The organism is Novosphingobium olei (genome assembly GCF_037076535.1).
Classification (GTDB): domain Bacteria; phylum Pseudomonadota; class Alphaproteobacteria; order Sphingomonadales; family Sphingomonadaceae; genus Novosphingobium; species Novosphingobium olei.
The window spans coordinates 940,198-965,648 of record NZ_AP029021.1 but is presented as its reverse complement, the minus strand read 5'-3'; the positions used below and the strand labels follow the sequence as shown (position 1 = coordinate 965,648).

The 25,451-nt window shown below is 67.1% G+C and carries 18 protein-coding genes; 13 read left to right on the top strand and 5 right to left on the bottom strand.

All coding sequences use genetic code 11. The features are described from left to right. Nucleotides 1–26: 26 nt before the first annotated feature. Nucleotides 27–2,579, bottom strand: coding sequence for a TonB-dependent receptor (locus AACH40_RS04605; RefSeq protein ID WP_338644373.1), 2,553 nt, complete (start codon nucleotides 2,577–2,579; stop codon nucleotides 27–29). Between the two features lie 263 nt (nucleotides 2,580–2,842). On the opposite strand from AACH40_RS04605, the gene AACH40_RS04600 reads away from it, so the two are divergent. Further along, nucleotides 2,843–3,361 carry a Rid family hydrolase gene (locus AACH40_RS04600; RefSeq protein WP_338644372.1) on the top strand — a complete coding sequence of 173 codons (519 nt, stop codon included), beginning with the start codon at nucleotides 2,843–2,845 and terminating at the stop codon, nucleotides 3,359–3,361. Between the two features lie 37 nt (nucleotides 3,362–3,398). Here the strand turns inward: AACH40_RS04600 and AACH40_RS04595 are convergent, their stop codons facing one another. The 3 genes from AACH40_RS04595 to AACH40_RS04585 all read right to left on the bottom strand — a co-directional run bounded on the left by AACH40_RS04595 (nucleotide 3,399) and on the right by AACH40_RS04585 (nucleotide 6,199). Further along, nucleotides 3,399–4,325: a response regulator gene (locus tag AACH40_RS04595; protein WP_240959417.1), complete on the bottom strand. Its 927-nt coding sequence runs from the start codon at nucleotides 4,323–4,325 to the stop codon at nucleotides 3,399–3,401. Then, nucleotides 4,322–5,764 (bottom strand): hybrid sensor histidine kinase/response regulator, encoded by a 1,443-nt coding sequence (locus AACH40_RS04590; protein WP_338644371.1) that lies wholly within the window; start codon nucleotides 5,762–5,764, stop codon nucleotides 4,322–4,324. The genes AACH40_RS04595 and AACH40_RS04590 overlap by 4 nt, the downstream gene beginning before the upstream one ends. 231 nt (nucleotides 5,765–5,995) lie before the next feature. Next, nucleotides 5,996–6,199, bottom strand: coding sequence for a hypothetical protein (locus AACH40_RS04585; RefSeq protein ID WP_169492494.1), 204 nt, complete (start codon nucleotides 6,197–6,199; stop codon nucleotides 5,996–5,998). Nucleotides 6,200–6,655: 456 nt separating this feature from the next. Here AACH40_RS04585 and AACH40_RS04580 point away from each other — a divergent pair, with 456 nt between their 5' ends. The 7 genes from AACH40_RS04580 (at nucleotide 6,656) to glgX (ending at nucleotide 19,747) form a co-directional block, all read left to right on the top strand. Further along, nucleotides 6,656–8,656 carry a TonB-dependent receptor plug domain-containing protein gene (locus AACH40_RS04580; protein WP_338644370.1) on the top strand — a complete coding sequence of 667 codons (2,001 nt, stop codon included), beginning with the start codon at nucleotides 6,656–6,658 and terminating at the stop codon, nucleotides 8,654–8,656. A gap of 322 nt (nucleotides 8,657–8,978) precedes the next feature. Further along, nucleotides 8,979–11,402 (top strand): glycogen/starch/alpha-glucan phosphorylase, encoded by a 2,424-nt coding sequence (locus AACH40_RS04575; protein WP_338645920.1) that lies wholly within the window; start codon nucleotides 8,979–8,981, stop codon nucleotides 11,400–11,402. Nucleotides 11,403–11,411: 9 nt separating this feature from the next. Next, nucleotides 11,412–13,595, top strand: a complete 2,184-nt coding sequence (gene glgB, locus AACH40_RS04570; protein ID WP_338644368.1) for a 1,4-alpha-glucan branching protein GlgB — start codon at nucleotides 11,412–11,414, stop codon at nucleotides 13,593–13,595. Continuing rightward, nucleotides 13,592–14,854 (top strand): glucose-1-phosphate adenylyltransferase, encoded by a 1,263-nt coding sequence (glgC, locus tag AACH40_RS04565; RefSeq protein ID WP_338644367.1) that lies wholly within the window; start codon nucleotides 13,592–13,594, stop codon nucleotides 14,852–14,854. The genes glgB and glgC overlap by 4 nt, the downstream gene beginning before the upstream one ends. Then, the gene (glgA, locus tag AACH40_RS04560) at nucleotides 14,851–16,293 is read left to right on the top strand and encodes a glycogen synthase GlgA (RefSeq protein ID WP_338644366.1); all 1,443 of its coding nucleotides are present in this window, start codon (nucleotides 14,851–14,853) and stop codon (nucleotides 16,291–16,293) included. Before glgC ends, glgA begins: the two co-directional genes overlap by 4 nt. After that, on the top strand, nucleotides 16,290–17,918 hold the full coding sequence (locus AACH40_RS04555; RefSeq protein WP_338644365.1) for an alpha-D-glucose phosphate-specific phosphoglucomutase: 1,629 nt from the start codon (nucleotides 16,290–16,292) through the stop codon (nucleotides 17,916–17,918). The genes glgA and AACH40_RS04555 overlap by 4 nt, the downstream gene beginning before the upstream one ends. After that, the gene (gene glgX / locus AACH40_RS04550; RefSeq protein WP_338644364.1) at nucleotides 17,915–19,747 is read left to right on the top strand and encodes a glycogen debranching protein GlgX; all 1,833 of its coding nucleotides are present in this window, start codon (nucleotides 17,915–17,917) and stop codon (nucleotides 19,745–19,747) included. The genes AACH40_RS04555 and glgX overlap by 4 nt, the downstream gene beginning before the upstream one ends. Here the strand turns inward: glgX and AACH40_RS04545 are convergent. Continuing rightward, nucleotides 19,727–20,395 carry an alpha/beta hydrolase gene (locus AACH40_RS04545; RefSeq protein WP_338644363.1) on the bottom strand — a complete coding sequence of 223 codons (669 nt, stop codon included), beginning with the start codon at nucleotides 20,393–20,395 and terminating at the stop codon, nucleotides 19,727–19,729. The two genes, glgX and AACH40_RS04545, sit on opposite strands and share 21 nt — an antisense overlap. A gap of 337 nt (nucleotides 20,396–20,732) precedes the next feature. On the opposite strand from AACH40_RS04545, the gene AACH40_RS04540 reads away from it, so the two are divergent. Genes AACH40_RS04540 through AACH40_RS04520 form a run of 5 tightly spaced genes read left to right on the top strand, consistent with a single transcriptional unit; the run spans nucleotide 20,733 to nucleotide 25,383 of the window. Beyond that, nucleotides 20,733–21,515: a polysaccharide deacetylase family protein gene (locus AACH40_RS04540; RefSeq protein WP_338644362.1), complete on the top strand. Its 783-nt coding sequence runs from the start codon at nucleotides 20,733–20,735 to the stop codon at nucleotides 21,513–21,515. 17 nt (nucleotides 21,516–21,532) lie between these two features. Then, on the top strand, nucleotides 21,533–22,708 hold the full coding sequence (locus AACH40_RS04535) for a glycosyltransferase (protein WP_338644361.1): 1,176 nt from the start codon (nucleotides 21,533–21,535) through the stop codon (nucleotides 22,706–22,708). Nucleotides 22,709–22,720: 12 nt separating this feature from the next. Beyond that, complete coding sequence (locus AACH40_RS04530) at nucleotides 22,721–23,638, top strand: hypothetical protein (protein WP_240959415.1); 918 nt, start codon at nucleotides 22,721–22,723, stop codon at nucleotides 23,636–23,638. Continuing rightward, a complete protein-coding gene (locus AACH40_RS04525; protein WP_169492483.1) occupies nucleotides 23,635–24,192 on the top strand; it encodes a DUF2141 domain-containing protein in 558 nt (185 codons plus the stop codon). Before AACH40_RS04530 ends, AACH40_RS04525 begins: the two co-directional genes overlap by 4 nt. 9 nt (nucleotides 24,193–24,201) lie before the next feature. Continuing rightward, a complete protein-coding gene (locus tag AACH40_RS04520) occupies nucleotides 24,202–25,383 on the top strand; it encodes a glycosyltransferase (RefSeq protein ID WP_338644360.1) in 1,182 nt (393 codons plus the stop codon). Nucleotides 25,384–25,451: the final 68 nt, after the last annotated feature.

Sequence of the window (25,451 nt, the reverse complement as noted above, 5' to 3'; positions counted from 1 at the left end):
GAGGCGCAACCATCATCGTTCGACCGTCAGAAGTTGAAGGTCGCGCGGGCGTAGTAGTACCCGCCGTTGATGCCCCACGGGGTGAACGTGATCGGCGGGTTGTAGACGTTGCTGCCGTTGGCCGGACGCACGCCGCCCGACGGATGGGCGACCAGCGGAACGGTCGGCGCCTTCTTGTTGAGCAGATTGTTGGCGCCGATGTCGAAGCGGATCTTCGGCGTGATCTTGTAGCCGACGTTGAGATCGGTGATCACGCTGGTGCCGATGCGCAGGACGGTGTAGCCGCTGCCATCCCCCGGCGAACCATAGCCGCTGCCGCTGAAGCTGGTGCGCTGGTGCGTGACGCCATAAAGCGTTTCGCGCAGGTTGACCGAGAAATCACCGAAGGTGAACAGCGCGTTGGCGATGACCTTCACCCGCGGGGTGGCGGTCGTCAGGCCGTCGATCGAGTTGGGATCGAGCAGCGTGGTCTGGCTGAAGGCGGTGTTCACCACCGCTGCCGGCAGCGCGTAGATCTTCTCGAGCTTGGTCTGGTTGTAGTTGAAGCCCAGCGTCCAGTTGGCCTTCGCATCGCCGCCGAAATCGCTGGTGTAGTCGATCGTCGCTTCGACGCCGCGAGTGCGGGTGTCCGCGCCGTTGGTGAAGATGTTGATGCCGGCGTAGCTGGTCGCGTCGGCCAGGCTGACGCCGCGCGCGATCAGCGCATCGATCACCGCCTGCGACACGGTGCTGGAGCCCAGCGAGCCGAAGATCGCGGCCGAAGGAACGATGCGCTTCTTCAGCTTGATCTGATAGGCATCGAGCGTGATCTGCAGGTTCGGCAGCGGGTGCGCAACGAAACCGGCCGAAAAGCTGGTCGCCTTTTCGGGCTTGAGCGGCGAGAAGCCGAGAAGCTTGGCGGCAGCGGAGTTCGGCGGCAGCTGGCCGAAGGTGGAACCCGGGCCGACGTTGACCGACGAGTAGTACGATTCGGCGAGCGTCGGAGCGCGGAAGCCGTTCGAAACGGTGCCGCGGATGCCGAACGCAGGGCTGAAGTCATAGCGCGCGGTGGCCTTGCCGTTCCACACCTTGCCGAAATCGGAATAGTGTTCGTAGCGGCCGGCGAGGTCGACATGCAGGCCTTCGACCGGGTCCATGGCGACGTCGATGTAGGCGCCCCAGGCCTTGCGGTTGTAAGAACCGGCATCGGTCGGCGCGAAGCCGGGATAGGACTGCGCACCGCCGCCGAAGTACGAGGCGAATTCGCCCGACTGGATGGCGTAGGTGTCCTTGCGCCACTGGCCACCAAGGGCGAGCGTCAGCGGCTTGGCCATGCCGACTTCGAAGTCCTTGGTGACGCCGGCTTCGACCGCCCACTCGCTGTTGACCAGCGTGCCGTCATAGAAATCGCGCTGCAGGCCGATCGGGTCGGCGTTCTGCGACTGCTCTTGCGCATAGAGCGTTGGGTTGGCCGAATCGATGGTGTAGAGCGCCACCGCGTCACGGCCGTAGGTCAGCGACAGATCCCAGTTCCAGCCCGATACCGCGCCCTTGAGCCCGGTGGTGAGCGAGAAGTCTTCCTCGTCCAGGTGTTCCTGCGGGTTGAAGCCGGCGGTCAGCGGATAGACCTTCTCGCCATCGCTGGTGGTGCCGGAAACGCGCGTCGCACGGCGGTAGTTTTCGTAGGCATAGGCCTTGCGCTTGCCATAGCTGCCGAAGGCATAGCCCGACACCGCGTCCGAGAAATCGTAGCCGGCGTTGAACACGAAGTTGTACAGGCTGTACTTCGCATCGCCGTTGATGGTGTTCACGCGCGGATAGAACGGATTGGCTTCAACACCGGCCGCATCGATCGGGTTGATGTCGGTGCGCGTCTTGCAGTCCAGCGTCAGGTAGCGACGATCGCAGCCGCCGCGCTGGGTGTAGTTGTGGAACTTGTACTCCCCGGTGACATTGACGAAGCCGCGATCGCCCAGCTTGAAGCCCATGTTGAGCGCGGTGGAGGCGGTTTCGCCATCGCCTTCGTAGTACTGGCCGCCGGTCACGGTGAACAGGCCGCCCGACGACTGGTCCTTGAGGATGATGTTGACCACGCCGGCGATCGCGTCGGAACCGTATTGCGCCGCGGCGCCGTCCTGCAGGATTTCGATGCGGCCGATCGCGTTGGTCGGAATGAAGCTGAGGTCGGTGGTCGCCGCGCCCGAATAGGGCGAGCCGCCCAGCACCGCGAGGTTGGCGGTGAAGTGGCGGCGCTTGCCGTTGACCAGAACCAGCGTGTCGTTGGGCGAAAGCCCGCGCAGCGCGGCGGTCAGCGTCAGGTTGGCGGTATCGCCACCGAAGGCCTGGAAGTTGAGGCTGGGCAGGCTCTGCGCCAGAACCTGGGTCAGGTCCTGCTGGCCCACGGCCTGCATCGCCTGCGTGCCGACGACCTGGACCGGTGCGGCGCTGTCTGCCGCGCGCATGCCGGTAACGCGGGTGCCGGTAACGATAATGTCCGACGGCAGTTCGTCGGCAGCGGGCGCATCCTGCGCCATCGCCGCAGTGGGAAGCGCGGTCGAGGCGAGAAGCGAAATCAAAGCAGCTTTGGACAGTGGCGACATTGTAGGACCCCCTTGATCGTGTCGCTCCAGACATCCACTCAAGCTGGTATCGTGCGCCCAGGCTCCCTTGCCCTTGATGCCGACCCTTTTGTTTCGCGCCTGTTTTTGGAATTTTGCGCGATGTGTCCGGCAGAGACGGCAAAGCAGGAGACTTGCCCATACGCCGATTAACGTATCACACCGGGACCGCGCCGCTTTACGGTGGCGCCGACAGGAGGGCGCCCGGCGCCGCTCCCGTTGCAACATCATGCCAAGGACTGCCCATGCGCCTTTTTACCGGCCCCCGGATTTCCGCACTCGCCCTTGCCGCAGCCGTCGCGGCCGCGCCGTTCGCCTCGGCGCAGGCGCAGGTCACCAAGATCCAGTCGAACCCGCAGGCGCTGATTCTCGATGCCGCCGACGTGAAGGCGGGCACCGACATCATCTTCCTTTCGGGCCAGCTCGCCTCGCCCGTCGATCCCAAGAAGACCTTCGCCGACGTCAAGTCGGTCGATGATCTGGGCGATACCAAGACGCAGACGATCAGCGTGCTCACCAAGATCAAGGCGCTGCTCGAAGCGCGGGGCTACACCATGGCCGATCTGGTCAAGCTGACGCTGTTCGTCGCCGCCGATCCCAAGCTCGGCCACATGGACTTCGCCGGCGCGAACGAAGGCTTCAAGCAGTTCTTCAAGACCGCCGACAACCCGACAACGGTCGCGCGTTCGACCTTCCAGGTCGCTGCACTGGCCGGTCCATACTTCCTGATCGAGATCGAAGGCATCGCTGCCAAGAAGAAGTGATTTCCCCGGCCCGGGCGTAGGCCGAAGGCAGCAGCGATCAGGGTGCGATCACCTTGATCGCGATCGCCGCAGCCGCCGCCCGGGTTTCCACGCCCAGCTTTTCGTAGATTCGCTCTAGGTGCTTCTGCACCGTGCGCGGGCTGATCGACAGCACTTCGCTGATATCGGCATTCGACTTGCCGTAGCTGATCCACAGCAGCACTTCGGCCTCGCGCTCGGTCAGGCCGAGCTTGGCCTGCATCCGCGCCGCATCGACATGCGGGTTCAGCTCGTTCAGCCGGATCAGCACTTCGTTCTCGCGGTAATGCGCGATCAGCACCAGTTCGAGCGCGCCGTCGCCTTGCTCGATCCGCAGGCTCGCCCCTTGCGAATCGCGCGTCAGCAACCGTTCGACGGTGTGGCGCAGCTCGTCGGGCAGTTCGCGCTGATCGCGGTTCCAGCCCGGGGCCAAGCGGTTGATCGCCTGTTCGGCAAGCGGCGTGCACCACAGCAGGAAACCGCGCGTGTCGGTGGCCATCATCAGGCGGCCGGTGGCATCCAGGCTGGCCGTGCTGGCCTGCACCGCACGCGCATGGCCCAAGTGCACCCTGACGCGCGCGAGCAGTTCGTGAACGTTGACCGGCTTCCTTACATAATCGACGCCGCCAACCTCGAAGCCTTCGATCACGTGCTCGCTTTCGGTCAGCCCGGTCATGAAGATCACCGGCACGTGCGCGGTCTGGGGATTGGCCTTGATCCGCGCGGTCGTCTCGAAGCCATCGATGCCGGGCATCACCGCATCCATCAGCACCAGATCGGGCACGACGTGGCCCAGCAGATCCAGCGCGGCGCCGCCCGAAGTCGCCACCAGCACCTGGATGCCGCCCGCCTCCAGCGTATCGGTCAGCAGCCGCAGCGAATTGGGCTCATCATCGACCACCAGCACGGTGTCGCGACGCTGCGGGTTGTCCTCGCTCACGGTCAAAGTCCTTCCAGCTTGCGCGCCAGCGCGGCGAGGTCGAAGCGGTCGAGGCAAGCATAAAGCGTCGCCGCGAGCGTCCCGCATTCGGGGGCCGCCTTCTCCAGCGCGCGAATTTCCGCTTCGATCCCGCGCACATGGCCGATCCGCACCAGTTCGCGCAACTTGGCCACATGGGCAAGCGCAGCTTCGGGAAGCTCCTCGCACTTGCCGAACATCGGGCGAGGCGTGCCACCCTCACGCACCCATTGCAGCCCCAGCTGGCGCCCGATCGCGTCGATCAGCTGGCCGATCTCCACCGGTTTCAGCAGGAACAGGTCGTGCGGCAACTCCTCGTCGTCCGCTGCGGGGCCATGCCGTTCGTGCGCATTGGCCGATAGCATCACGATCTTGAGCGAACGGCCGTGGACGCTGCGCAGGTGGCTCGCTGTCTCCCACCCGCTTTGCCCGCCCATCTGCACGTCCAGCAGCACGACATCGAACGCCTGCGCATCGCACAGCGCGATCGCGGTTTCGCCATCGGGCGCGATCGAGACGTCGAAGTCCACATCCTCCAGCGCTTGGCGCACGAAGGAAAGCTGCCGGATATCGTCGTCCACCGCCAGCACCTGGCGCCGCGCGCCGGCATAGCCGACGATGCGGCCAAGGTCCGGCTTGTCGGTGCCTTCGACGCGCACTTCATTGAGCATCAGCGACACGCGGAAGCAGGCGCCGCCCGACGCGCCGTCGGTCACGGCGATGTCACCGCCCAGGATCTGCACGATGGCGCGGGTGATCGGCAGGCCAAGGCCGAAGCCGCTGCTGCGCCCCTCTTCGCCTTCGCCCCGTTCGAACGGCGCGAACACCCGCTCGCGATCCTCGGGCGCGATGCCGGGGCCGGTATCCTCCACCTCGAACCGGGTCGTCTCGCCGCTGCGGCGCACGCGCAAAGTGACCGTGCCTGTGTCGGTGAACTTGATCGCGTTGCTGACCAGGTTGATCAGCACCTGGCGCAACCGCTTCTGGTCGGTGCGCACGAATTCGGGCAACCGCGACGGCAGGTCGACCTCGAAGGCAAGGCCCTTTGCCTCGGCCGAAGGCGCGAACATGCGCGCCAGCTGGTCGATGAAGGCGGGCAGCCGCACCACGTCGCTGGCCACGCGGGTAACCCCGTTTTCGACCAGCGAGATATCGAGCAGCCCTTCGACAAGATCGGTCAGGTGCTCGGCGCTACGGCGGATCACCTTGGCCGCTTCGGCCGCGTCGACGCCCGAACCGCGTTCGATCAGCTGGGCGTAGCCATAGATCGCGTTGAGCGGGGAGCGGATTTCGTGGCTGACGTTGGCGAGGTAGCGGCTCTTGGCAGCGCTGGCCGCCTCGGCCACGGCACAGGCCCGCTCAAGCTCGGCAATTCTTCCCGCGATGCCGCCCGCCGCGATGGCGTCGCGGCGAACAAGACGGCGCAACGTGGAGACGGCGCGTCCTGCGCGGCGGGAAAGCGCATTCCATGATGAACCACGTGCGGGTTCGCGGCCTTGCGCCGGACCCTGCCCCAACGCCCTGTGCATTTTTTTGCTCGACCCCACAGCGCCGTTGGTTTGCCGGCACCGAGGAGGGCATTGTGCACTGCAAAGCAAGGGGCATCAAGCCCCCATGCCCCTGATAGGCAAAGCTTTGCGCCGTTCCGTGCCTGCCGGTCAGATCAGATGGTCGCGCTGCAGCCGCTGCATCAGCCTTTCCGCTACGGAATGGCGGATCGCCTTGCCCTCGCGAAGCTTGACCCAAGTGTTGAGACCGATGCCGAAGTGGGTCTGGATCACTTCGGGCTTCTGGCAGGTGATGACCGAACGCATCTTGGCGACGATGTCCGGTTCAAGCTGGGTGAGTCGCTGCGCGCGCATGGTTCCTCTTCTGATGATGCGGTGCACACGAAATTATGCCGCAGCGCGGCACGGCCCATACGCCATTTACCGCATGGCCTTTCGCCGCGCTCGCATGCACCTTCGACCGTTCTACTTCCGACTGGGGCTGACAGGATCGCGGCGGGTCCCCCTAGGCGGCGTGGACAAATTCCACAGCGCCACGGCTGGAGGCAAAAAGCGCCAGCGCGAGAAGGCGAGGCGGAGCAATATCGGGAATATTGCGAGCCGAGCCGACGCTGCGATGGCGCTTTTTGGTCCAGCCCCAAGGGGTTTCCCTGGTGAAGGCCCCTGCAGCGTCGCTCGGCCTTGATGGAGGCCCACTCCACCTGCGGCCTCGCTCCTTGCCGGGGCCCTTTACAGGAAAACCGTGGCGTTGCGGAAATTGTCCACGCCGCCTAGGGCCGGCGCAAAGACCAGAACATCGTGAGGATTTCCATGCGCCCCATCGTTCCGCTTGCCGTGATCGCGGCCGGCATCGCCACGCCGGCTTTCGCCGCGGAGGAGGATCAGGCGCAGCAGATCGTCGTCACGGGCGAAGGCCTTGCCGCCACGCCAGCCGCCCCCGCCTACGACGTCCAGCAGATCGAGCGTGACCGGCTGCTTTCCGCCGCTTCGGGCCGGATCGACGATGCATTGTCCGCTGCCGCCGGGGTGCAGCAGTTCCGCCGTTCGGACAGCCGCTCGTCCAACCCTTCGGCGCAAGGCATCACGCTGCGCGCGCTGGGCGGCAATGCCACCAGCCGCACGCTGGTGCTGCTGGACGGCGTGCCGATGGCCGATCCGTTCTTCGGCTACATCCCGCTCTCGGCCATCGCGCCAGAGCGCCTCGGCAGCGTCAGCGTGATCCGTGGCGGCGGCTCGGGCGCATTCGGCGCGGGCGCGGTTGCGGGCACGATCGCCATGACCAGCGCGGGGCCCGCCCAGCTCGGCCTGCTGACCGGCTCCGCGCTCGTCAACGATCGTGGTGAGAGCGAGCTTTCGGGTACGCTCGCCCCGCGCCTCGGTAGCGGTTTCGCGGTGGTATCGGGCCGGTGGGATCGCGGACAGGGGTTCTGTACCACGCCTGCAAGCCAGCGGGTCCCCGCCTCCACCCGCGCCCGCTTCGATAGCTGGTCCACCTCGCTGCGCGCCGTCGCGCCGCTCACCCCCGACATCGAGCTGCAGGCCCGCGTCGCCGCGTTCGAGGACAACCGTACGCTGCGATTCAAGGGCGCCGACACCGGGATGAACGGGCAGGACGCCAGCCTGCGCCTCGTCGGGCGCGGCGCCTGGGCGTTCGATGCGCTCGCGTACCTGCAGACGCGCGATTTCTACAACACCGTGATCAGCGCGACGACGTTCCTGCCCACGCTCGACCAGCGCAAGACGCCTTCGACCGGCGCCGGTGCCAAGTTCGAGCTGCGCCCGCCGGTTGGCGGCGGCCACGTCCTGCGGCTCGGTGCCGACTGGCGCTCCGCCGAAGGACGCACGATCGAGGATACCTACCGCCTCGGGAAGGTTTCGGGCCACCGCCGCGCCGGCGGCACCAATTCGGACGTCGGCTTCTATCTCGAGGACGACTGGACCGCCGGGCCGCTGGTGCTGACCGCCGGTGCCCGCGCCGACCGCTGGTCGGTCCGCAACGGATTCTACGAAGTGACCAATCTGGCCGGTGCGATCCAGCCCGCCTCGACCACTTATGCGAACCGCGCGGGCTGGGAAGGCAGCTTCCGGGGTGGCGCGCTGCTCCATACGACCCGCGCGATCGATCTGCGCGGATCGGTCTACACCGGCTTGCGCCAGCCGACGCTCAACGAACTCTATCGCCAGTTCACCGTCTTCCCGATCACCACGCTCGCCAATGCCAACTTGCGCAACGAGAAACTGATCGGCTTCGAAGGCGGGGTTGACCTGCGCCCGCTCGAAGGCGTGACGCTTGGCCTCACCGCTTTCGACAACGAAGTGCGCCACGCAATCGCCAACGTCACCATCGATGCGACCACGCGCCAGCGCCAGAACGTCGATGCCGTCCACGCCCGCGGGATCGAGGCGAGCGCCAGCTACACCGCCAGCCGCTTCTCGCTCGCCGGCTCGCTCAGTTATACCGATGCGCATGTCCGCGCGCCGGGTCAGCCGCTCGACGGCAAGCGCCCGTCGCAGACGCCGCGCTGGGCGGCGAGCGCCACCGCAAGCTGGCAGCCGGCCGAACGCTGGCGCCTGGCCCTCACGCTGCGCCATGTCGGCCTGCAGTACGAGGACGACCTGCAGAGCGACTCCCTTGCCCCGGCGACCACGCTCGACGCGTTCGCGCAAGTCCCGCTCGCCGGTCCTTTCAGCCTCGTGCTGCGGGGCGAAAATCTTACCGACGAGGTCATCGTCACGCGCAATTCGGGCGGCACGCAGGACCTCGGCACACCGCGCACGATCTGGGCGGGCCTGCGCATAGATATGCGCTGATCGCTGCCGCCCCGCGCCGCAGACGTATTCCCCGTCGCCACGCTGGCGATGGCGTGGCACTGCCCTTGCCATGCGTTGCGCACGAATGTTGCGACGCGGGGGGGATTTTTTGCAATGCGCAGGGCATCGCGACTTGTGGAACGCGCCAAGCCTCGCCTAGGCTCGGTTCCGGGAGGATCGTGCGGCCGCATTGCCAGGGCAGCCGCACGATGACGGGAACGAGCGGCGAATGCCGTCCTGAGAGGCCGGGTCAACTGGTCCGCAGGTGCGGAGGGCGTCGCCCTTGCGTCTCCTTCGGACCCACCAGGTGGAGCGCATTGCCATGAGCCTCGACATCCCCTTGAGTACCGGCTCCAAAGCCGCCGAGATCGACGCGCACATCATCGACGTGCTGCGCCATCGCGTCGGCAAGGACGAGCGCGCGGCCAAGCCGCACGACTGGTTCACCGCCACCGTGCTCACGCTGCGCGACGCGGTCATCGACCGCTGGATGGAGAGCACGCGCAAGACCTACGACCAGGGCGGCAAGCGGGTCTATTACCTCAGCCTCGAATTCCTCATCGGCCGCCTGCTGCGCGATGCGCTGTCGAACATGGGCCTCACGCGCGAGATGGAAAAGGCGCTCGCTGCCCACGGCTTCGACCTCTCGCAACTGGAAGACCTTGAGCCCGACGCCGCGCTCGGCAACGGGGGCCTCGGGCGACTCGCCGCATGCTTCATGGAGAGCCTCGCCAGTCTCGACATCCCGGCCTACGGCTATGGCATCCGCTACAAGAACGGCATGTTCCGCCAGCGCATCGACGATGGCTGGCAGGTCGAACTGCCCGAAACCTGGCTCAGCCACGGCAACCCGTGGGAATTCGACCGGCGCGAAAGCGCCTATCGCATCGGCTTCGGCGGCGAGGTGATCGACCGCGGCGATGGCGTCGAATGGAAGCCCGCCGAACGCGTCGAGGCGAGCGCCTATGACATGCCGGTCGTCGGCTGGCGCGGAAAGCGCGTCAACACGCTGCGGCTGTGGACCGCGCGCGCGCTCGATCCGATCCGCCTCGATGCCTTCAACGCGGGCGACCACGTCGGCGCGCTGGTCGAGGACGCGCGCGCCGATGCGCTGGTCCGCGTGCTTTATCCGGCAGACTCCACGCCTTCGGGCCAGGAACTGCGCCTGCGGCAGGAATACTTCTTCACCTCCGCCTCGATCCAGGACATCGTCCGCCGCCACGCGCAATACCACGGTGATGTGCGCACCCTGCCGGACAAGGCCGCGATCCAGCTCAACGACACGCACCCCGCTGTCGCCGTGGCCGAGATCATGCGCATCCTCGTCGACGACCACGGGCTCGAATTCAACGAAGCGTGGGAAGTGACGCGCAAGACCGTCGCCTACACCAACCACACCCTGCTGCCCGAAGCGCTCGAAACCTGGCCGCTGCCGCTGTTCGAACGGCTGCTGCCGCGCCACATGCAGATCATCTATGCCATCAACAGCCGCGTGCTGCGCGAAGCGCGCAAGGCGGGCATGGACGATGCCCAGATCGCCGCGATCAGCCTGATCGACGAACATGGCGAACGCCGCGTGCGCATGGCCAACCTTGCCTTCTGCGGCGCGCATTCGGTCAACGGCGTCGCGGCGCTGCACACCGACCTGATGAAGTCGACGGTCTTTTCGGACCTGCACGCGCTGTACCCGGAAAAGATCAACAACAAGACCAACGGCGTCACCCCGCGCCGCTGGCTGCAGCAATGCAATCCGGGCCTCGTCGGCGTGCTCAAGGACGCGATCGGCGATGCCTTCCTCGACGATGCGGAAAAGCTCGCCGATCTCAACGCGCTGGCCGACGATGCCGCGCTCGGCGAACGCATCGCCGAAGTAAAGCGCGCCAACAAGGTCGCGCTCGCCGCGCATATCAAGCAGATTGCCGGCGTCCGGCTCGATCCCGATGCGCTGTTCGACGTGCAGATCAAGCGCATCCACGAATACAAGCGCCAGCTGCTCAACCTGGTCGAAACCGTCGCGCTCTACGACCAGATCCGCAGCCACCCCGAACGCGACTGGGTGCCGCGCGTGAAGATCTTCGGCGGCAAGGCGGCGCCGAGCTACCACAACGCCAAGCTGATCATCAAACTCGCCAACGACATCGCCCGGCGCGTCAATTCCGATCCTTCGGTCGGCGGTCTGCTCAAGGTCGTCTTCGTGCCCAACTACAACGTCAGCCTTGCCGAACGGATCATTCCGGCGGCGGACCTGTCCGAACAGATCAGCACGGCCGGCATGGAAGCCAGCGGCACCGGCAACATGAAGTTCGCGCTCAATGGCGCGCTAACCATCGGTACGCTCGATGGCGCCAATATCGAGATCAAGGATCGCGTCGGCGACGAAAACATCGTGATCTTCGGGCTGACCGCCGACGAAGTGCTCGAACAGCGTGCCGCCGGCTACAACCCGCGCGCGGTGATCGAAGGCAGCCGCGAATTGCAGCAGGCAATCAATGCCATCTCCAGCGGCGTGTTCAGCCCGGACGATCCAAACCGCTACACCGCGCTGATGGGCGGGCTCTATGACAGCGACTGGTTCATGGTCGCCGCCGATTTCGACGCCTATCACGCCGCACAGCGCAGCGTCGATGCGCGCTGGGAAAATCAAAAAGCGTGGCGCGCCAGTGCCTTGCGGAACATCGCCAACGTCGGCTGGTTCTCTTCGGACCGGACTATCGGCGAATACGCGCGCGATATCTGGGGGGTCTGAAAAGTCGACATGAAGCCCGACGCGCGTGCCATCGAAGCCTTGCTGGAAGGCACGCACGCCGACCCGTTCTCGCTCCTCGGCGTCCATCCCGGGCCCGGGGGCTCCTTTGCACGCGCGATCCTGCCCGGCGCGCAGGAGGCGCAGGCCTTCGCGCTCGACGGCACCGCGCTCGGCACGCTTACGCGGGTCGATCCGCGCGGGCTGTTCGAAGGACTGGTCGATGGCAAGCCGCAGCCGGTGCGCTATCGCTGCAGCGCGGGCGTCCACCACTGGTCCGTCACCGACCCCTACTCGTTCGGCCCGGTGCTCGGCCCCACCGACGATTTCCTGATCGGGCAAGGCACCCACTTTCGCCTGTTCGACAAGCTGGGCGCGCATCCGATCGACCATGAAGGCGCAAGCGGCGTACACTTCGCGGTCTGGGCGCCCAACGCCAGCCTTGTCGCGGTGGTCGGCGATTTCAACGACTGGGACCACCGCCGCCACCCGATGCGCAAGCGAGCCGACACCGGCGTGTGGGAAATCTTCCTGCCCGACATCGGCACGGGCCGCGCCTACAAGTACCGGATCGTGGGGCCCGACGGCACGGTTCAGCCGCTCAAGGCCGATCCTTACGCCTTCGCCGCCGAACTGCGCCCCGCCACTGCATCGATCGTCGCGCGCCCCGGCAAGCCCGACTGGGCCGATAACGCCCACCGCGCGCATTGGGCCAAGGCCGATGCCCGGCGCGAACCGGTCTCGATCTACGAGGTCCATCCCGGCTCGTGGCGCAAGCCAGACACGGCCGAATTCTACAGCTGGGATGACCTCGCCGACCAGTTGATCCCCTACTGCGTCGACATGGGTTTTACCCATATCGAGTTCCTGCCGGTGTCCGAGCACCCCTACGATCCCTCGTGGGGCTACCAGACCACCGGGCTCTATGCGCCGAGCGCGCGTTTCGGCGAACCCGCCGGCTTTGCCCGCTTCGTCGACGGCGCGCATCAGGCGGGTCTGGGCGTACTGGTCGACTGGGTGCCCGCGCACTTTCCGACCGATGCCTTCGGCCTGTCACGCTTCGATGGCACCCACCTGTACGAACACGAAGACCCGCGATTGGGCTTCCATCCCGACTGGAACACCGCGATCTACAACTTCGGCCGGCGCGAGGTGGAGGCGTTCCTTGTCAACAACGCGCTGTTCTGGGCCGAACAGTACCACGTCGACGGCCTGCGCGTGGATGCGGTCGCCTCGATGCTCTACCGCGACTATTCGCGCGAAGGCGGCGACTGGATTCCCAATGCGCAGGGCGGGCGCGAAAACTGGGAGGCGGTCGGCTTCCTTCAATCGATGAACAAGGCGCTCTACGGCCAGCACCCCGGCGTGATGACCGTGGCCGAGGAAAGCACCTCGTGGCCCGGCGTCACGCTGCCGATCGAAGCGGGGGAGCCGCGGTCGAGCGCGCTCGGCTTCGGCTTCAAGTGGAACATGGGCTTCATGCACGATACGCTGAAGTACATGGCCCGCGACCCGGTCCACCGCCGATACCATCATGACGAGATCACCTTCGGCCTGATGTACGCCTTCGCCGAAAACTTCGTCCTGCCGCTGAGCCACGACGAAGTCGTCCACGGCAAAAGCAGCCTGATCAACAAGATGTCGGGCGACGACTGGCAGAAGTTTGCTTCGCTGCGCGCCTACTACGGGCTGATGTGGGGCTATCCCGGCAAGAAGCTGCTGTTCATGGGGCAGGAATTCGCGCAGCGCCGCGAATGGAGCGAGGCCCGCTCGCTCGACTGGGACCTGCTGCAGTACGAACCCCACGCCGGCATGCAGCGCTGGGTCCGCGATCTCAACGCCGCCTATCGCAATTGCCCCGCCCTGCACGCCCGCGATTGCGAGCCCGAAGGGTTCGAATGGCTGGTCGTCGATGATGCGCTCGCCAGCGTGTTCGCCTGGGTGCGCAAGGCGCCGGGCGCGCGCCCGGTCGCGGTCGTCTGCAACATGACGCCCGCCACCCACGGCCATTACCGCCTGCCGCTGCCGCACGATGGCACGTGGCGCGAAGTGCTCAATTCCGATGCCGCGCACTACGGCGGATCGGGCCAGGGCAACCTGGGGTCCATCGAAGCAAAGGACGGGGCGGCGCTCATCGTCCTGCCGGGACTATCCACGCTGATGTTCGAATTTGCCGGAAACGGAGAGGAAGAATGAGGGACAGGACGATCGGTCAGCCGCTGGCACGCGATGCCATGGCCTATGTGCTCGCCGGCGGACGCGGCAGCCGGTTGAAGGAATTGACCGACAATCGCGCCAAGCCGGCGGTCTATTTCGGCGGGGTCAGCCGGATCATCGACTTCGCGCTGTCGAACGCGATCAATTCCGGCATTCGCCGCATCGGCGTCGCCACGCAGTACAAGGCGCACTCGCTGATCCGCCACATGAACCGCGCGTGGAACTTCATGCGGCCAGAGCGCAACGAAAGCTTCGACATCCTGCCCGCGTCGCAGCGCGTGTCCGAACACCAGTGGTACGAAGGCACGGCCGACGCGGTGTTCCAGAACATCGACATCATCCAGGCCCACGCGCCCAAGTACATGGTCATCCTGGCCGGCGACCACATCTACAAGATGGACTACGAACTGATGCTGCAACAGCACGTCAGCTCGGGCGCGGACGTCACCGTAGGCTGCCTCGTGGTGCCCAAGAAGGACGCGACCGGCTTCGGCGTGATGGCGGTGGACGAAGCATCGACCATCACCGCCTTCGTCGAAAAGCCCGCCGATCCGCCGACGATCCCGGGCGATGACGCGCATTCGCTCGCCTCGATGGGCATCTACGTGTTCGAGACGAAGTTCCTGTTCGAACAGCTCCAGCGCGATGCCGCAGACCCCGCTTCCAGCCGCGACTTCGGCGGAGACATCATCCCCTACATCGTCAAGCACGGCAAGGCGGTCGCTCACCGTTTCACCGACAGCTGCATCCGCGCGGCCGAGGAAATCGAGGAATACTGGCGCGACGTGGGCACGCTCGATGCCTATTTCGACGCCAACCTCGATCTCACCGACACGGTGCCAAAGCTCAACATGTACGACCGCGACTGGCCGATCTGGACCGACCAGGTCGTCGCCGCGCCGGCCAAGTTCGTGCACGATGAAGAAGGCCGCCGCGGCATGGCGATCTCGTCGCTGATCAGCCAGGACTGCATCGTTTCGGGCGCGCTCGCCCGGCGTTCGCTGCTGTTCACCGGGGTCAAGATGGGCTCGTTCTCGTCGGTGGAGGAAGGCGTCATCCTGCCCTACTGCAATATCGGGCGCGGCGCGCAGTTGAAGCGGGTGATCCTCGATTCGGGCGTGCGCATCCCCGAAGGCCTCGTCGTCGGGGAAGATCCCGAACTCGATGCCCGACGCTTCCGCCGCACCGAAAACGGCGTGTGCCTGATCACCAAGGCGATGATCGACAGGCTGGCGTGACCTTGCGCGTCCTCTCGATCGCTTCGGAAGCCGCCCCGCTGATCAAGACCGGCGGCCTGGCCGACGTGGCGGGCGCCCTGCCCGCCGCCCTTGCCCCGCACGGGGTGGAGATGACCACGATCCTGCCGGGCTATCCCAAGGTCATGGCCGCGCTGGGAAAGGCCAAGCCCGTCCATTCCTGGCCTTCGCTGCTGGGCGAGCCGGCCCGGCTGATCAAGGGCAAGCTCGGCGCGCATCCGCTGCTCGTCGTGGACGCCCCGGCCTTCTTCGCGCGCGATGGCGGACCTTATGCCGATGGTGGCGGGCGCGATTGGGGCGATAACTGGCGCCGCTTTGCCGCCTTCGCCCGCGCCGCCGCCGATGTCGCCGCCGGCGCGGTGAAGGGCCTCGCCTTCGACCTCGCCCACGCGCACGATTGGCAGGCGGCGATGACGCCCGCCTACCTGCGCTACGATGGCGTTTCGCTGCCTTCGGTCATGACCATCCACAACATGGCATTCCAGGGCCATTACGGCGCCGACATCTTCGGCGGCCTCGGCCTCCCGCGCGAGGCGTTCGCCTTCGACGGGGTGGAATATCACGGCGGCGTCGGCTTCCTGAAAGCGGGGCTCGAAGCGGCGAGCGCGATCACCACCGTCAGCCCCACCTATGCGCGAGAAATACGCGAGGCCCAATTCGGCATGGGCCTCGAAGGCCTGATCCGCAGCCGGGGCGCGCGCGTCCACGGCATCGTCAACGGCATCGACACCGCCGAATGGAACCCCGAAACCGATCCCGCGCTCGCCCAGCGCTTCTCGGTCCGCACATTGCCCAGGCGCATCGCCAACAAACGCGCGCTCGAAGCCGAATTCGCGCTTGATAGCCATGATGGCCCGCTGTTCGTCGTCATCACCCGCCTCACCTGGCAGAAGGGCATGGACGTCCTGCTCGAAGTGGTCGACCACCTCGTCGGCCTCGGCGGCCGGCTCGCGGTGCTCGGCTCTGGCGATGCCGCACTGGAAGGCGCGTTGCACGCCGCGGCGGCGCGCCACCCGGGCAAGGTTTCGGTGCGCATCGGCTATGACGAGGCCCTGTCGCACCGCATGCAGGCGGGCGGCGACGCCATCCTGGTGCCCAGCCGTTTCGAACCTTGCGGCCTGACCCAGCTCTATGGCCTCGCCTACGGCTGCGTGCCCGTGGTCAGCCGCACCGGCGGGCTGGCCGATACCGTGGTCGATGCCAACCTCGCCGCGCTGGCGGCGGGCGCGGCCACCGGCGTCCAGTTCAACGCGGTGCACTACTCCGCGCTCGCCGATGCGATCGACCGTACCATTTCACTCTATAGCCAAACCGACGTCTGGCGCGGCCTGCAGCGCGCCGGGATGAAAAGCGACTTTTCGTGGAGCCGCAGCGGCAAGGCCTATGCCGATCTCTACGCCGCGCTGGTGGAGGACCGATGACGACGACCGTAGCGACCACGCCCTACGAAGGGCAGAAGCCCGGCACTTCCGGCCTGCGCAAGAAAGTGCGCGTGTTCGCGCAGGCCAACTATGCCGAAAACTTCATCCAGTCGGTGTTCGACGTCGTAGGCCCGGTCACCGGCAAGACGCTCGTGATTGGGGGCGACGGGCGCTACTACAACCGCACCGTCATCCAGCAGGCGATCCGTATCGCCGCCGCCAACGGCTATTCCCAGGTGCTGGTCGGCAAGGGCGGCATCCTGTCGACGCCCGCGGCCAGCCACGTGATCCGCAAGTACGGCGCAAGCGGCGGGCTGATCCTTTCGGCCAGCCACAACCCCGGCGGCCCGGACGAAGACTTCGGCATCAAGTACAACATCGCCAATGGCGGGCCCGCCCCCGAAGGCGTGACCGACGCGATCTATGCCCGCACCCAGGTGATCGACCGCTGGCTGACGGTCGAGGCGCCGGACGTCGATCTGGACACCTGCGGCTCGGTCGCGGTCGGCGGGATGACCGTGTCTGTGATCGATCCGGTGGCCGACTATGCCGACCTGATGGAAACGCTGTTCGATTTCGCCGCGATCCGCGCCAAGGTCGCTGCGGGCTTCACCATGGCGTTCGATGCCATGCACGCGGTGACCGGGCCCTATGCGGTCGAGATCCTCGAAAGGCGTTTGGGATTCGCGCCCGGCACCGTGCGCAACGGCGTTCCGCTCGAAGATTTCGGCGGACACCACCCCGATCCCAACATGGTCCACGCCAAGGCGCTGTTCGACCTGATGTTTGCCGACGACGCCCCCGATTTCGGCGCGGCATCGGATGGCGATGGCGATCGCAACCTGATCGTCGGGCGCGGCCGCTTCGTCACCCCGTCGGACAGCCTCGCCATGCTTGCCGCCAATGCGCACCTTGCCCCCGGCTATCGCGCGGGGCTGAAAGGGATCGCCCGCTCGATGCCGACCAGCGCGGCGGCGGACCGCGTGGCTGAGGCGCTGGGCGTTCCCTGCTTCGAAACCCCCACCGGCTGGAAGTTCTTCGGCAACCTGCTCGATGCCGGCATGGCGACGATCTGCGGCGAGGAAAGCGCCGGCACCGGCAGCGACCACGTGCGCGAAAAGGACGGCCTGTGGGCCGTGCTGCTGTGGCTCAACATCCTCGCCGTGCGCGGGCAGAGCGTCGATGCCATCGCGCGCGAACATTGGCAGCGCTTCGGCCGCAACTATTACGCCCGCCACGATTACGAAGGACTGCCCACCGATACGGCCAACGCCCTGATCGCGGAACTGACCGCCGCTCTTCCCGGCCTGCCCGGCAAGTCCTTCGGCCCGCTGGTCGTGGCGAGCGCCGACAGCTTCGCCTATCTCGATCCGGTCGATGGCTCGACCAGCGCCAACCAGGGCCTGCGCGTGCTGTTCGAAGGCGGCTCGCGCATCGTCTTCCGCCTGTCGGGCACCGGCACCGAAGGCGCGACGCTGCGCGTCTACCTAGAACGCTACGAACCGGCCGAAGGCCTCCTCGATCGCGACACGCCCGATGCGCTGGCCGACCTGATCGCCGCTGCTGAAGCCGTTGTCGGCATCGCCCGCCACACCGGCCGATCCGCGCCCGACGTGGTGACGTGACCGCCACGGTCGAACAGAGCCAGACCCGCTTCTCGGTCCGCGCCCCGCGCGCGGAGACGGTGTGGCTCTGCCTGTTCGACAGCGGGCAGGAGCGCCGCTTCGAAATGGCGTGCAGCGGCCCCGGGTGGGAGATTGTCCTTCCCGGCAACCTGACGGGCGTGACCTACGGATTTCGCGCCGATGGCGTCTGGGCGCCCGAACGCGAACTGTGGTTCGATCCCGCCAAGCTGCTGGTCGATCCCCACGCGGTCGAACTCGATCGGCCCTTCGCCTATGACCCGCGCCTGTCGATCTATGGCGCGGACACCGCCGCGATCGTGCCCAAGGCGCGCGTCACCGGCCCCCTGCCCGAAGCACCGCCGGCGCCACCATATTTCACGCGCGGCGGCCTGATCTACGAAATCAACGTGCGCAGCTTCACCATGCTGCATGCGCAGATACCGGAAGCGCAGCGCGGCACCGTGGCGGCGCTAGCCCATCCGGCGGTGATCGCGCACTTGCGCAAGCTGCGGGTCAGCGCGGTGGAACTGATGCCGATCGTCGCCTGGATCGACGAACGCCACTTGCCGCCACTCGGCCTGTCGAACGCTTGGGGCTACAATCCGGTCGTGCCGATGGCGCTCGATCCGCGCCTGTGCCCGGGCGGTGTTGCCGAACTGCGCGATACCGTCGCCGCGCTCCACACCGCCGGGATCGGCGTGCTGCTCGATCTGGTGTTCAACCACACCGGGGAAAGCGATGTGCTGGGCCCGATCCTCAGCTTTCGCGGGCTCGACAACGATACGTACGCCCACGCGCCCGACGGCAGCCTGATCAACGACACCGGCTGCGGCAACACGCTCGATTTCGCCAACCCGGCGGTGCGCGCCCTGACGCTCGACAGCTTGCGCCACTTCGTGCGCCATTGCGGCATCGATGGCTTCCGCTTCGATCTGGCACCGGTGATGGCCCGCTCGCCCGGCTTCGACCGCCACGCGCCCATCTTCGCCGAGATTGCCGCTGACCCGCTGCTCGCCGACCGCATCCTGATTGCCGAACCATGGGACATCGGCCCCGGCGGCTACCAGTTGGGCGCGTTCCCGGCGAACTGGCTCGAATGGAACGACCGCTTCCGTGACGACGTTCGCCGCTTCTGGCGCAGCGATGAAGGCGTCGGCGCGCTCGCCACGCGGCTGGCGGGCTCGGCCGACATTTTCGGCAAGGGCCCTTCGCGCTCGGTCAACTTCCTCGCCGCGCACGATGGCTTCACCCTCGCCGACACGCTCGCCTACGAACACCGCCACAACCACGCCAATGGCGAGGGCAACCGTGACGGGCACGGCGAAAACTTCAGCTGGAACAACGGTGTCGAAGGCCCCACCGACGATCCTGCCGTCCTCGCCGCCCGCGCCGCCTTCGCGCGCGCCATGCTAGGCACACTGTTCGTCTCGACCGGCACGATCATGCTGACGGCGGGCGATGAATTCGGCCGCAGCCAGCGCGGCAACAACAACGCCTATGCGCAGGACAACGAACTGACCTGGATCGATTGGCAGGCCCGCGACCTTGCGCTCGAAGACCATGTTGCCGCGCTTGCCGCTTGGCGGTCCGACCGCTGCGGCCACGCTGCCGCGTTCCCCGAGGACGGCCGCTGGCTCACGCCCGATGGCGCGCCGATGACGGCGGAGTTGTGGGAAAGCCCATCGACCACCGGCGTGCGGTGGCAACACGATGGACCGGACGGCAGCGAACCAGCGCGCATCTCCGGCTTTGCCATCGATCGCGCCGGTCCCCACGCCGGTCCCTGTGCGGAGCCGCTGGCTGGCGCGTCAGGCGCCCAGTCGGCGTAGCGCCGGATCGATGTACCGGCGCTCGCCCGTGCCATAGCGCGCCGGACCTTCGTCCAGCGACAGCGGACGCGGCAGCAGCCGGTTGAGCAGCAGCCGCCCAAACGTCCAGTCGCCCAGGTCCGACCGCGCGTTGATATGGCCCGCCGCGCCCGCATCGGCAAAGCTCGCGCCCCACTGCCGCGCCAGCACCCGCGCCTGCCCGAACGGCATGTACGGATCGTCGCGGCTGGCGACGAGCACGCTGCGGAACGGCAGCTCGCCTGCCGGCACCGGCGCAAAGCGGGTCAGGCGGCGATCGATCGGCGTGTCCTCGACATCGGGCGGCGCGACCAGCAGCGCGCCGATCACCTTGGACAGGCTGCCACCGCCCGAAAGCCGCTCGTACTCGGCCCACCACGCCACCGCATGGCAGCCAAGCGAATGCGCCACCAGCACGACCGGGCGCTCGGCACGCTCGACCGCGAGGTTGATCTTGTTCACCCAGGTGTTGCGGTGGGGATCGTCCCACAGCCCCAGGTCCACGCGCCGGCAGTCCGGCAGGGTGTCTTCCCAGCGCGTCTGCCAGTGGCCTGCGCCGCTATTGCCCAGCCCCGGAACCGTCAGGATCACCGGGTCGCGCGTGGTTGCATGTGTCTGTTCGAAGGCCATCGCATCGTCTCCATCGAAGAAGCGGCCGGTCGACTCGGTTTACGTCCCGACTAAGGCTTCCAACATATATCTACCTTTGCGATAGACAATGAACTTGCGACCACCCGCGCGGTATCCTCGCCAGACCGAGCGGCACAAATAATCGTTGCAAAATTGGCCCCCTTGCGACAGGCCGCGCGACGGAACCGGGAACGCACACCCCTGCAGCACGCGCCGCATCACAGGCTTCGGCCGGCATGGGCCTTTTTCCGGCACTTGAAAGATCGGACCGCCCCCGCCACCTGACGCCAACGCGCCAGAGCGCCGGGAAAAGTCCCGTCATGCGGATAGTCGAAACTTGGATCGAACGGCCTCACCGTCCCCTGCACACAGCGACAAGCGGCGCCTTCTGGTTTCGATCCACGACGTCTCGCCGCGCTCGGAAAGCCAGGTCGATCGCCTTGCCGAATTGATCGAGCGGCACACCGGCCCCGCCCGCTTCGCCATGCTGGTGATCCCCGATCATTGGCGCGAAGCCCCGATCGCCGGCAACGCCGTGTTCGCCACGCGCCTGCGCGGCTGGGCCGATGCCGGTATCGAGATGTTCCTGCACGGCTGGTCCCATCGCGACGAAACGCCCGCCACGGAAGGGCTCGCCGGGTTCAAGGGCAAGCACATGACCGCGGGCGAAGGCGAATTCCTCAACCTGCCCCCGTCCGAAGCGCTGGTGCGCATGCGCGAAGGGCGCGACCTGCTGGAAGACATCCTCGGCCGCCCGGTCACCGGCTTCATCGCCCCCGCCTGGCTCTATGGCGAAGGCGCCCACGCCGCGCTGCGCGCCCTCGGCCTGCCGCTTGCCGAAGACCACATGAAGGTGTGGCGCCCCACCACCGGCGAAGTCGTCGCGCGCGGCCCGGTCGTCACCTGGGCCAGCCGCAGCAAGGGCCGCATCGCCAGTTCGCTCGCCTTCGCACGCCTGGCCCGCACGGCGCTGCCGCTCGCGCTGCCGACGCTGCGACTTGCCGTCCACCCCGGCGACACTACGGTGCCCGCCCTGATGGACAGCATCGACCGCACGCTTGCCCGCTTCGTCCGCAGCCACGCGCCGGCGCGCTACGCCGCGCTCGGGTCCTCGGGCTGAGGCGCGGACGGGGACCGATGGCTCGCGAAGAACTTCCGGCGTCACGCGGTCTGCGCGTGCTGACGTTCCTGCACAGCTTCGAGCCGGGTGGGGTCGAGCGCGTCGCGCTGCGCCTGCACAGCGCGTGGGTGGAACAGGGCGCCGACGCCCGCCTCGTCATGGGCCGCGAACAGGGCGCGATGCGGTCCGAATGGCCGGGCCTTGCCTACGAAGTGCTCGATCGTGCGGGCATCACCGGCCCGCTCGAAACGCTGTGGATGATCGCCAGCCTGCCCGGCGCGATCCGCCGCCACCGTCCCGACGTGCTGTTCTGCGCGGGCAATTCCTACACCGTCGTCTCGGTCGCGATGAAGCTGCTGCTGGGCCGCCGCTGCCCGCCGATCGTCGCCAAGATCAGCAACGACCTGATGCGCCCCGATCTGCCGCGCATCGCCATGCCGTTCTATCGCCTGTGGCTGCGCATCCAGGGCCGCCGGCTCGACCGCATCGTCGCCATCGCGCCGGCCATGGCCCAGGAGATCACCGAGATGATGGGCGTCTTGCCCGACAAGGTGCCGGTGATCGACAATCCCGCCCTGTCCAATGCGGAGCTCGAACACCTCGCCGCCCTGCCCCGCCCGGCGCATCCCGGCCCCGCCCGCCGCTTCCTCGCGATCGGCCGGCTGGCGCCGCAGAAGAATTTCCTCGGCCTGCTCGACGCTTTCGCCCGCATCGCGCGCGCCGGTGACCGCCTGACGATCTGCGGCGAAGGCCCGCAGCGCGCCGCGCTCGAAGCGCGCGCCGCGCGCCTCGGCATCGCCGAGCGGGTCCACCTGCCCGGCCACACCTTCCCGCTCGACGACGAACTCGCCCGCGCCGATGCGCTGGTGCTTTCGTCCGATTACGAAGGCCTGCCCACCGTCGTGCTTCAGGCCTATGCCGCCGGAATCCCTGTCGTCGCCACCGATTGCAGCGTGTCGATGGCCTCGCTGCTGGGCCACGGCCGCTTCGGCGCACTGGTGCCCCCGCGCGATCCGCAGGCGCTGGCCCAGGCGATGGACACCGTGCTCGACCACCCGTTCCAGGCCGAGGCCGCCCGTGCCGAAGCCCGCCGGTTCACCGTAGATTTAGCTGCCCACCGCTACCTGCGGGCGATGGAGGACCTCGGTCCATCGGCGGCGCTTTCGCGCGCACCGCGCTTCCAGTTCCGCTAAAGGTCCGATTCGATGTCCGACTCCTCGATCGTCCAGCCGCCGCTGCCTGCTGCGGCCGAGCCCGCCCAGTCTTTGCTCCGCAAATGGGGCGGCTACCTGGGGCCTGCGATCTCCGCCGCGATCCTGATCGCGGTGCTGATCGAACTGCGCAAGCTCAACTGGGGCATCGTCCAGTCGATCCTCCCCACCAACCCGTTGATCTGGCTGGTGTTCCTGATCAGCTATTTCCTCAGCCCGCTCGGCGATTTCATGATCTTCCGCCGGCTGTGGCAGATCCCCTACACCGGGATCCTGCCGCTGCTGAAGAAGCTGGTCGGCAACGAACTGCTGCTCGGCTACATCGGTGAAGTCTACTTCTACGACTGGGCGCGCCGCCACGTGAAGATGGAGGGCTCGCCCTTCGGAGCGGTCAAGGACGTCGCCATCCTCTCCGCCCTTGCCGGCAATATAATGACCGTGATCATGCTGGTGCTGACCTGGCCGGTGATCGGCACGCTGGGCCTTGGCGTCAGCGCCAATGTCATGGCTGCCTCGCTGGGGCTGGTGCTCACCACCTCGGCGGTGATCATGTTCTTCCGCAACGGCCTGTTCAGCCTGCCTGCGCGCGATCTGTGGTTCGTGTTCGGGGTACACTGCGGCCGCATCGTGCTCAAGACCGGGCTCACCGCGCTCACCTGGGCGCTGATCCTGCCCGAAGCGCCGCTCAGTTCCTGGCTGCTGCTCTCCACCGTGCGCCTGCTGCTCTCGCGCCTGCCCTTCCTGCCCAACAAGGATATCGCCTTTGCCGGGGTCACCGCGCTGCTCGTGGGCGCGCAGGTTAAGACCGGAGTCATGATCGCTATGCTTTCGATGCTGACGATATCGATGCACGTGGCGATCTTCATCGTCCTGCTGCTGATCGATCTCGCCGCAAGGGAACGAACCGCATGACCATCCGCCCGCTCTTCCTCGCCGCCGCCCCTGCGCTGCTGGCAGCTGCCGCCGCGCCGCTCCTGCTCGGCAACGGTCCGCTGCGCTCGACGCCGGACCTGGGCAAGGCAGAAGGCCAGTGCCGCCCGGGCGAAAGCGGGCCCTCGTTCATGGTCGAAGTCGTCGGCCTCAAGGATCACACCGGCAGCCTCAAGCTCGAAGTCTATCCCGATAACGACAACGACTTCCTGGCCGATGACAACGTGCTGATCATGGCGGGCAAGACGTTCCGCCGCGTGGAAGTCGCCACCCCGTCCGCCGCCGTGCCGCGCCTGTGCGTGCGCCTGCCCGGCCCCGGCACCTACGCGGTGACGCTGCTTCACGATCGCGACGGCAACCGCAAGTTCAACTGGACTCGCGATGGCATCGGCTTTTCGGGCAATCCCAAGCTCGGCTGGTCCAAGCCCAAGGCCCGCAGCGTGGCCGCGCAGGCCGGCAACGGCCCCACCCCGTTGCGCATCGTGCTGAATTACCGTAACGGCCTCGCATCGGTGGGACCGATCACGAGGAGCTGAGCCAGCTCTATGAAACTTGTCGATGTCTGCGCGTTCTATGCGCCCAAGGGCGGCGGCGTGCGCACGTACGTGGATCGCAAGCTCAAGGCCGGTGCGGCCATGGGGCACGAAGTCGTCGTCATCGCGCCCGGCAGCCGCGATCATGTCGAACATCGCGGCCCCAACGCCCGGATCGTCTGGCTGAAATCCACGCTGTTCCCGCTCGATTTCAACTACCGCTACTTCTCCGACATTCCCGGGCTCTATGCCGCGCTCGATCGCGAACAGCCCGATTTCATCGAAGCCTCCTCACCCTGGCGCAGCGCTTCGGTCATCGCCGATTGGCCCGGCGCCGCGCCACGCGCGCTGATCATGCATGCCGATCCGCTGTCGGCCTATGCCTACCGCTGGCTCGATCCGATCGCCACGCGCCCCACCATCGACACCCTGTTCGATCGCTACTGGCAGCACCTGCTCCGGCTCGACACCCGCTACGACATGATCGTCAGCGCCAGCCAGGGGTTGAGCGACCGGCTCGCGGCCGGGGGCCTCACCCGCGTCGTCACCAATCCGATGGGCGTCGATCCCGGCGTGTTTTCGCCCGCGCTGCGCGATGAAGGCTTGCGCGCCGGCATGCTCGCCATGGCCGACCTGCCGCCCGAAGCCACGCTGCTGCTGGGCGTCGGCCGCTTCGCGCCTGAAAAGCGCTGGCCGATGCTGGTGGAAGCGGTAACGGCGGCGGGCACCCGCACCCCGGTCGGCATGGTGCTCGCCGGACAAGGGCGCGATCGCAAGGCGATCGAGCGCAAGATTGGCGAAAACCCGCACATCCGCATCCTCGCCCCGATCACCGAGCGCGCCGAGCTCGCCCGCGTCATGGCCAGCGCCGATGCCCTGATCCACGGTTGCGAGGCCGAAACCTTCTGCATGGTCGCTGCCGAAGCGCGCGCCAGCGGGCTGCCCTTGATCGCGCCCGACGAAGGCGGGGCCGCCGACCAGGCGCGCGCCTCCGGCGGTTTCATCTACGAAAGCGCCGATGCCGCCGCCGCCGCCGATGCGGTGGTCGATTACGCCACCCAGCGGCTTGCGGGCCTCGCTGGTCCCCGCGCTGACCTACCGCCCCCGCGCACCATGGACGATCACTTCGCCGAGCTGTTCGCCAGCTACGAAAAGATCATCGCCCAGCACCGCCAAGGCCTGCGCGCCGCCTGAACCGCACCCACGCGGGGCCTGGCTCGACATCAGTATTCCACCCGCCCGTGCTGAGCTTGTCGAAGCAC

Bases quoted from the DNA above. Each gene is read 5' to 3' on its own strand.
- glgB (WP_338644368.1), top strand. From the start codon at position 11,412: ATGAAGCCCGACGCGCGTGCCATCGAAGCCTTGCTGGAAGGCACGCAC.
- AACH40_RS04545 (WP_338644363.1), bottom strand. From the start codon at position 20,395: ATGGCCTTCGAACAGACACATGCAACCACGCGCGACCCGGTGATCCTG.
- AACH40_RS04555 (WP_338644365.1), top strand. From the start codon at position 16,290: ATGACGACGACCGTAGCGACCACGCCCTACGAAGGGCAGAAGCCCGGC.
- AACH40_RS04575 (WP_338645920.1), top strand. From the start codon at position 8,979: ATGAGCCTCGACATCCCCTTGAGTACCGGCTCCAAAGCCGCCGAGATC.
- AACH40_RS04530 (WP_240959415.1), top strand. From the start codon at position 22,721: ATGTCCGACTCCTCGATCGTCCAGCCGCCGCTGCCTGCTGCGGCCGAG.
- AACH40_RS04585 (WP_169492494.1), bottom strand. From the start codon at position 6,199: ATGCGCGCGCAGCGACTCACCCAGCTTGAACCGGACATCGTCGCCAAG.
- AACH40_RS04605 (WP_338644373.1), bottom strand. From the start codon at position 2,579: ATGTCGCCACTGTCCAAAGCTGCTTTGATTTCGCTTCTCGCCTCGACC.
- AACH40_RS04600 (WP_338644372.1), top strand. From the start codon at position 2,843: ATGCGCCTTTTTACCGGCCCCCGGATTTCCGCACTCGCCCTTGCCGCA.
- glgC (WP_338644367.1), top strand. From the start codon at position 13,592: ATGAGGGACAGGACGATCGGTCAGCCGCTGGCACGCGATGCCATGGCC.
- AACH40_RS04535 (WP_338644361.1), top strand. From the start codon at position 21,533: ATGGCTCGCGAAGAACTTCCGGCGTCACGCGGTCTGCGCGTGCTGACG.
- AACH40_RS04580 (WP_338644370.1), top strand. From the start codon at position 6,656: ATGCGCCCCATCGTTCCGCTTGCCGTGATCGCGGCCGGCATCGCCACG.
- AACH40_RS04525 (WP_169492483.1), top strand. From the start codon at position 23,635: ATGACCATCCGCCCGCTCTTCCTCGCCGCCGCCCCTGCGCTGCTGGCA.
- AACH40_RS04520 (WP_338644360.1), top strand. From the start codon at position 24,202: ATGAAACTTGTCGATGTCTGCGCGTTCTATGCGCCCAAGGGCGGCGGC.